At 48.9% G+C, this 7500-nt stretch carries 6 protein-coding genes (1 of these 6 only partly in view); all 6 read right to left on the bottom strand.

The annotated features are described in order from the left end of the window. Positions 1–1312, bottom strand: the 5' portion of a protein-coding gene (gene gyrA / locus FED52_RS00405) for a DNA gyrase subunit A (RefSeq protein WP_034780292.1). 1259 nt of this gene lie to the left of the window's left edge; the window shows 1312 of its 2571 coding nt (coding positions 1–1312); the start codon lies at positions 1310–1312; its stop codon lies beyond the left edge, outside the window. 22 nt (positions 1313–1334) lie between these two features. Next, positions 1335–3263, bottom strand: a complete 1929-nt coding sequence (gyrB, locus tag FED52_RS00400; RefSeq protein WP_034780293.1) for a DNA topoisomerase (ATP-hydrolyzing) subunit B — start codon at positions 3261–3263, stop codon at positions 1335–1337. A 54-nt stretch (positions 3264–3317) separates the two neighbouring features. Then, the gene (gene recF, locus FED52_RS00395; protein ID WP_138858549.1) at positions 3318–4436 is read right to left on the bottom strand and encodes a DNA replication/repair protein RecF; all 1119 of its coding nucleotides are present in this window, start codon (positions 4434–4436) and stop codon (positions 3318–3320) included. 1 nt (position 4437) lies between these two features. Then, positions 4438–4653: a S4 domain-containing protein YaaA gene (yaaA, locus tag FED52_RS00390; protein WP_034780295.1), complete on the bottom strand. Its 216-nt coding sequence runs from the start codon at positions 4651–4653 to the stop codon at positions 4438–4440. A gap of 135 nt (positions 4654–4788) precedes the next feature. Next, positions 4789–5928, bottom strand: coding sequence for a DNA polymerase III subunit beta (gene dnaN / locus FED52_RS00385; RefSeq protein WP_034780296.1), 1140 nt, complete (start codon positions 5926–5928; stop codon positions 4789–4791). Positions 5929–6125: 197 nt separating this feature from the next. Continuing rightward, a complete protein-coding gene (gene dnaA, locus FED52_RS00380) occupies positions 6126–7499 on the bottom strand; it encodes a chromosomal replication initiator protein DnaA (protein WP_021067847.1) in 1374 nt (457 codons plus the stop codon). Position 7500: the final 1 nt, after the last annotated feature.

Raw genomic sequence — 7500 nt, 5'->3', positions numbered from 1 at the left:
TTTTCTCTCGTTCAAGTCCAGTTAACCGCTGAAGACGCATGTCGAGAATCGCTTGTGTCTGTTCAGTCGACAATCCAAAACGAGCGATCAACTTCTCGCGAGCCTCGTCACCGGTCCGTGTACTACGGATGATGGCGATGACTTCGTCCAAATGATCCAGTGCCACGCGCAATCCTTCAAGGATGTGCGCACGTGCCTCAGCCTTGTCGAGGTCGAATTGTGTCCGACGACGAACGACTTCTTTTTGGTGCTCGATATAGTAATAAATCGCCTGCTTCAAGTTGAGTGTCTTCGGTCGACCGCCGACGAGGGCGAGCATGTTGACCCCAAACGTCGTTTGCATCGGCGTTTGTTTATACAAGTTGTTCAAAATGACGCTGGCATTCGCATCCCGGCGTACTTCGATGACGACACGCATCCCGTTACGGTCTGATTCGTCACGAAGGTCGGTGATGCCTTCGATTTTCTTGTCGCGTACCAAATCGGCAATCTTTTCGACGAGGCGCGCTTTGTTCACTTGATACGGGATTTCATGAACGAGAATGCGCTCACGGCCATTTTTCAACACTTCGATCTCAGCTTTGGCACGCATCGTGATCGATCCACGACCCGTCTCATAGGCGCGGCGAATTCCGCTACGTCCTAAAATTTCACCAGCTGTCGGGAAATCAGGACCAGGAATATGCTGCATCAACTCAGAAATCGTGATATCCGGATTATGCGTCAATGCAAGCACCCCATCAATCACTTCGTTCAAGTTATGCGGCGGTACGTTCGTGGCCATCCCGACTGCAATCCCGCTCGTTCCATTAACCAAGAAGTTCGGGAACCGGGCAGGCATGACGACCGGTTCTTTTTCTTCCCCGTCAAAGTTCGGTTGGTAATCGATTGTATTCTTCCCGATATCGCGGACGAGTTCCATCGCAATTTTCGACATCCGCGCTTCTGTGTAACGCATCGCTGCCGCCGAGTCACCGTCGACAGAACCAAAGTTTCCGTGGCCATCTACGAGTTCGTAACGGTAACTAAAGTCTTGCGCCATCCGAACCATCGTCTCGTAAACGGCAGAGTCACCGTGTGGGTGATACTTACCGATAACGTCACCGACAACACGCGCCGATTTCTTATGGGGCTTGTCAGCACGAATTCCAAGTTCGTTCATCGCATAAAGAATGCGGCGGTGAACCGGCTTCAAACCGTCTCGTACATCTGGGAGGGCACGTGACACGATTACGCTCATCGCATAGTCCATGAACGAGGTGCGCATCTCTTGGCTAATATTTATATCCTTGATATTTTCTTGTTCTGCCATTCGTTATTGCCTACCCTTCTTTTTAAATATCGAGGTTTTTCACGTAATGCGCATGTGATTGGATGAAGTCACGTCGCGGCTCGACATTGTCACCCATGAGTGTTTCAAAGATCTCATCCGCCTCAATGGCGTCTTGAAGGTCGACACGAAGCATCGAGCGTGTCTCTGGATTCATCGTCGTGCTCCACAGCTGTTCAGGGTCCATCTCACCGAGACCTTTGTAACGCTGTACACTGTAACGAGCATTTTCTGGAAGCTGTTTAATCGCTTCTTGCAGTTCCCGTTCATTTTGGACGTAGGTGACGTCTTTTCCGTGCTTCAAGCCGTAAAGTGGCGGTTGCGCGATATACACATAGCCGCTTTCAACGAGGGGACGCATGTAACGGTAGAAGAACGTCAAGAGCAGTGTCCGAATGTGGGCTCCATCGACGTCGGCATCGGTCATGATAATCAATTTATGGTACCGCGCCTTCGCGAGATCGAACTCTTCCGCGATCCCAGTCCCGAGCGCCGTAATAATTGTACGAACTTCTTGGTTGGCTAAAATCTTATCGAGTCTCGCTTTTTCGACGTTGATGATTTTACCTCGAATCGGCAAGATCGCTTGGAAGTGACGATCGCGACCTGATTTTGCAGAGCCACCGGCCGAGTCACCCTCAACGATGTACAATTCAGACTTCGATGCATCTTTCGATGAACAGTCTGCTAGTTTCCCAGGCAATGAACTGACTTCGAGGATTCCTTTTCGGCGAGTCATTTCACGAGCACGTTTCGCTGCAAGACGAGCACGTGCCGCCATTAAACCTTTGTCGACAATCAATCGCCCGACAGACGGGTTCTCAAGCAAGAACTGCTCAAACGTGTCTGTGAAGAGCGAGTCTGTCGCTGTACGAGCGTCAGCGTTGCCGAGCTTTGTCTTCGTTTGACCCTCGAACTGTGGCGATGGGTGTTTGACCGAGACAATCGCCGTCAATCCTTCACGTACGTCATCCCCTGACAAGCTACCATCGGCTTCTTTCATGAGACCGAAGCGTTTTGCATAGTCGTTGATCGAACGAGTCAGTGCCGTTTTGAACCCTGTCTCGTGCGTTCCGCCCTCGTGGGTCGGAATGTTGTTCGTGAATGAATAGATGTTGCTCGCAAATCCTTCGTTGTACTGAAGCGCGATCTCAACTTCAATCCCATCCTTCGTGCCATGTACATAGACAGGCTCATCGTGGATTGAGGCTTTTGAGCGGTTCAAGTGTTCAACGTATGACTTGATTCCGCCCTCGTAATGATAGTTGCGTTCAATCGTCTCATCACTGCGCTCGTCTTTTGCGACGATGCGAAGCCCTTTGTTCAGGAAGGCAAGTTCGCGCAGACGTGTGGCGAGTAAATCAAAGTCGTATTCGAGCGTCTCCTCAAAGATATCGCCGTCCGGGAAGAAACGGACAGTCGTACCCGTCGTATCAGTCGTACCAACAATTTCGAGTTCTCCTTGTGGAACACCGCGTTTGAATGATTGGTAGTAGACGTTGCCGTTACGGCGAACGAACACTTCAAGTTTCGTCGACAAGGCGTTAACGACCGAGGCCCCGACGCCGTGCAAACCGCCTGAGACTTTATATCCGCCACCACCGAATTTACCTCCGGCGTGAAGGACCGTGAAAATGACTTCAACGGCTGGACGTCCCGTTTTCTTTTGAACATCGACCGGGATGCCTCGCCCGTTGTCTTCAACGACGACTGAGTTACCCGGCTCGACCGTGACCGTAATCGTGTCACAGTGTCCCGCGAGTGCTTCGTCAATCGAGTTATCGACGATTTCCCATACTAAGTGATGGAGTCCTCGTGAGCTCGTCGAACCGATATACATCCCCGGGCGTTTGCGAACAGCTTCTAACCCTTCAAGTACTTGAATCTGATCGGCACCATAATCTTGCATTTGTTTTTCGTTTTCGTTACTCATCGGTTTCATTCACCTACTATACATGAATTGGTGTTCATATGGATTGGTCTTACTTCATACAGATTCTGTTTCAACTTCGCCCTGTTTCACGTGAAACACCTTTGCTTGTTGAATCGTTTCGTGAGCGATCCCATCAATATTGGTTGTCGTGATAATCGTTTGGACTTTTTGGCCCATCGTATCGAGCAGATGGGTTTGGCGATGGTCGTCTAATTCAGATAACACGTCATCTAACAAGAGCAGCGGATATTCCCCGACCTCTTCGTGAATCAGTTCAATCTCCGCTAGCTTTAAAGACAAAGCCGCTGTGCGCTGCTGACCTTGCGAACCGAACGTTTGGACATTGCGATTGTTGACGTACAACTCAAAATCATCTCGATGCGGACCAAATAACGTCACACCTCGTCTTCGTTCGTTCTCTCTTATTTTATCAAACTTTCGACGATACGTTTCAAACATCGCATCTTTTGGGTAACGTTCTTTTTGGAATGTATCCGATACGTACTGAATCGTCAGTGTCTCCAAGTTTCGCGTGATGCCGGCGTGAATCGGCCCGGCCCATTTTTCGAGTTGATCGATGAAATGATGGCGCCGTGAAACGATTTTCACCGCAAGTTCAATCATTTGATCGGTGAGTACCTCGAGCAGTGTCTCATCCCCGCCTTTGACTGAGAGCTGTTTCAACAGGGCGTTTCGTTGCTTTAGCGTCTTCAAGTACTGGTTTAATTCATGTAGATAAACAGGACTCACTTGCCCGATCTCCATATCTAAAAACCGACGTCGTCCTTGCGGGCTCCCTTTGACGATGGCGAGGTCTTCTGGTGCGAACAGTACGACGTTGAAGGCCCCGACGTAGTCGCTGAGACGACGTTGTTCGAGATGGTTCAATTTCGCTTTTTTCCCTTTCGGTGAAAACGTGAGCGATTGGACCGTCTCACCGGTCCGTTTATGAATCCGCCCTTCGACCATCGCAGCATCCGCTTCCCAGCCGATCAGTTCACGGTCTTGCGTCGTCCGATGTGACTTCGCGAGCGCAAGTACGTAAATCGATTCGAGTAGATTCGTTTTCCCTTGGGCATTTTCCCCGATGAGAACGTTCGTCTGTTCTGAAAAATCTAGCTCGAGGGTTTCGTAGTTGCGGTAGTTTTGCAATCGGATCGACTTTAAGTGCACGTTAGTTCCCCTCGATTTGGAAGTCTCCGAAGCCTTCGACTTCGATCGTATCCCCATCCCGTAGTTTCCGTCCGCGACGTTGATCGACCTCGCCGTTCACTTTGATCTGAACGTCCTCTAAAAAGAACTTCGCTTGGCCTCCGCTTGAAATAATATCAGCCAACTTCAAAAATTGTCCGAGTGTTACATACTCGGTTGTAATCGACACTTTTTGCATGTCGTCACTTCCTTTCTTTCATACTTAGTACAAAAAATCGCCATACTTATTAGTTTATCGAAAAACGTCGAATAAGGCAAAAACGGGGATGATAAGGTGAAACACCTCATCATCCCCGAATCCGCTCCGTCAGATTTAAGACGTACGGACTGGCAAAATCAACTGAAGGACGCTATCCTGTTCGACCGGACGCAAGATGAACGGTCGCATCGAACCCGTAAACTGGATTTCGATTTCTGAAGCATCAAGCGCACGGAGTGCATCCATCACAAATTTAGAGTTAAATGAAATTTTTAACTCTTCTCCTTCAAGCGACAGGATGCTGACGCGTTCTGACACTTTCCCGACTTCTGGAGAGTGGGACGAAACTTCAACCGTCGTCGCTTCTTCCGCGACAAATTTAATGACGTTGTTGCGATCGGCCCGGGCGAGCAGCGAGGCTCGGTCAATTGCCTGCAAGAAATCTTTAGCGTTCAAACGGACCGCTGTCCGGTATTCTTCCGGAATCAAACGTGATGTGTCCGGGTACGCCCCGTCTAAGAGACGTGAGAAGAACGAGATGTTTTTCATTCGGAATAAAATTTGTTGATCCGTCAAAACAATCTCGACTGGCAATTCTTCGCGGTCGAGCAATTTAGCGAGCTCGTTCAATGAGCGGCCCGGTACGACAACGTTTTGGAACGTCAAATCGTTGTCGGTCTCGAACCGTGCCCGACGGAGGGCTAAACGGTGGCTATCCGTGGCGACACAAGTCAAAAATCCTTTTTCAGCTGAGAAGTTAACCCCTGTAAGAACGGGACGTGTCTCTTGAGCTGATACAGCGAAGCTCGTCTGGCGGATGATTGTCTTCAACAAATCAGCCGGCAAGTAAAAACGACGCTCGCTTGAAAGCTCAGGAAGACGTGGGTATTCATCTGGGTCGAGTCCGTTCAAGTGGAATTCGGCTTGTCCTGACTCAATCCGCGTCATAAAGTTTGGAGACACTTCAAGTGTCACTTCATTCGTCGGCAACTTTTTAACAATTTCGCCAAGGAAGCGTGCATTGAGCACGACGCTGCCTGCTCGTTGGATTTGAATGAGTTCGATTCCGCCTTCTTCAATCGGGATTAAGCGTTCGATTGAAATCTCGGTATCACTTCCTGTGAGTGTCAACCCATCGGCATGAGCCTCAAGCTTTAAACCTGTGAGGATTGGAATCGTCGTTCTAGAAGCAACGGCCTTCGATACGTCTTGTACGGCTTGCATGAATACATCTCGCTGAATCGTTAAGTGCATGTGGATAATTCCTCCTAAGTGAACTGAGTCATATAGTTTAATAATAATAGTATTATTTAAATCATAATAGTAATAAGGGCTGTGGATACTGGGGATAAGTCACTTGAACCACTCGTACTAAGCCATTCTGCCTGTGAATAACATGTGGATAACTATGTGGGTTTATCCACAGGATATCCACAGCGAAACACAAGACGTTAGGACAAAGCCTTCTTTAGTGTCTGAATCGTCTCTTGCATCTCTGGATCATGCTTGAGTAACGTACTAATTTTCTCATGAGCGTGGATAACTGTCGTGTGATCACGTCCGCCGAACTCTTCTCCTATCTTAGGAAGCGAGCTTTCCGTCATCTCACGGGACAAGTACATCGCGATTTGACGAGGGAATGCTAGCGTCTTCGTCCGTTTCTTCGCTTTCAGCTCGTCTACTTCAATATTAAAGTGACGACCGACAATCTCTTGAATGTCACGAATGACGATCTTCTTCGCTTCTTGGACCGGCATGATATTGTGCAACGCTTCGGCAGCGACATCCGGATCAATCGGACGACCGACGAGTTTGGCGTAGGCGACGACGCGCGTCAACGCCCCTTCGAGCTCACGAATGTTCGTGTCGATTTGATTGGCGATGTACAGCATGACGTCGTTCGCGATATCAAGCCCTTCTGCTGTCGCTTTCTTACGTAAGATGGCAATCCGCGTTTCGAGGTCAGGCGGTGTGATATCTGTGATAAGACCCCATTCGAACCGTGAACGAAGACGATCTTCGAGCGTCGGGATCTCTTTAGGCGGTCGGTCGCTAGAAATCACAATCTGTTTTTGGTCGTTATGAAGCGCATTGAACGTATGGAAGAACTCTTCCTGCGTCTGCTCTTTACCGGCCAAGAACTGAATGTCATCAATCAAGAGGACATCGATGTTCCGATAACGGTTACGGAACTCTTCGGTCTTATTGTCACGAATCGAGTTGATGAACTCATTTGTGAACTTTTCAGATGATACGTAAGCAATTCGTGCGCCAGGCTTTTGCCCTTTCACGTAATGCCCAATCGCATGCATCAAATGTGTCTTGCCGAGTCCGACTCCCCCATAAATGAAGAGCGGGTTATAGGCGCGGGCCGGAGCTTCTGCCACGGCGAGCGAGGCGGCATGGGCAAACCGGTTTCCGGAGCCGATGACAAATGTCTCGAAAATGTATTTGTCATTCAGTTGTCCGAGGTTCCCTTCCTCTTTTGGCAGTACTGGAAGCGGCTGTTCTTTCATTTCTGTGGCAGCAATCGTTTCTTTCGATCCATCCGCAGGTGCATACTTGTGTGCTTGCGACTCCTCGATAAAATGAATCTCAAGCTTGTTGTTTGTCACTTCTTCAATCGTATCTTGTAACAATGACAAGTACTGACGTTCAAGCCAAGTCACAATGAAACTGGCTGGCGCGGATACGACGAGCGTTGTCCCCATCAACGAAATTCCTTCTGTTGATTTCAACCACATATCAAAGCTGGCTTTTGGCGTTCGTTCCTCTTCTTCAATCAGAGATAAAACATTTCTCCAAATCTCGCGAGCATTCTTCAAT

The organism is Exiguobacterium mexicanum, assembly GCF_005960665.1.
Lineage (GTDB): Bacteria > Bacillota > Bacilli > Exiguobacteriales > Exiguobacteriaceae > Exiguobacterium > Exiguobacterium mexicanum_A.
This window is presented reverse-complemented; position numbering and strand designations above follow the sequence as displayed.

Coding starts and splice junctions, on each gene's coding strand:
- gyrB (WP_034780293.1), bottom strand. CDS start 3,263: ATGAGTAACGAAAACGAAAAACAAATGCAAGATTATGGTGCCGATCAG.
- yaaA (WP_034780295.1), bottom strand. CDS start 4,653: ATGCAAAAAGTGTCGATTACAACCGAGTATGTAACACTCGGACAATTT.
- dnaN (WP_034780296.1), bottom strand. CDS start 5,928: ATGCACTTAACGATTCAGCGAGATGTATTCATGCAAGCCGTACAAGAC.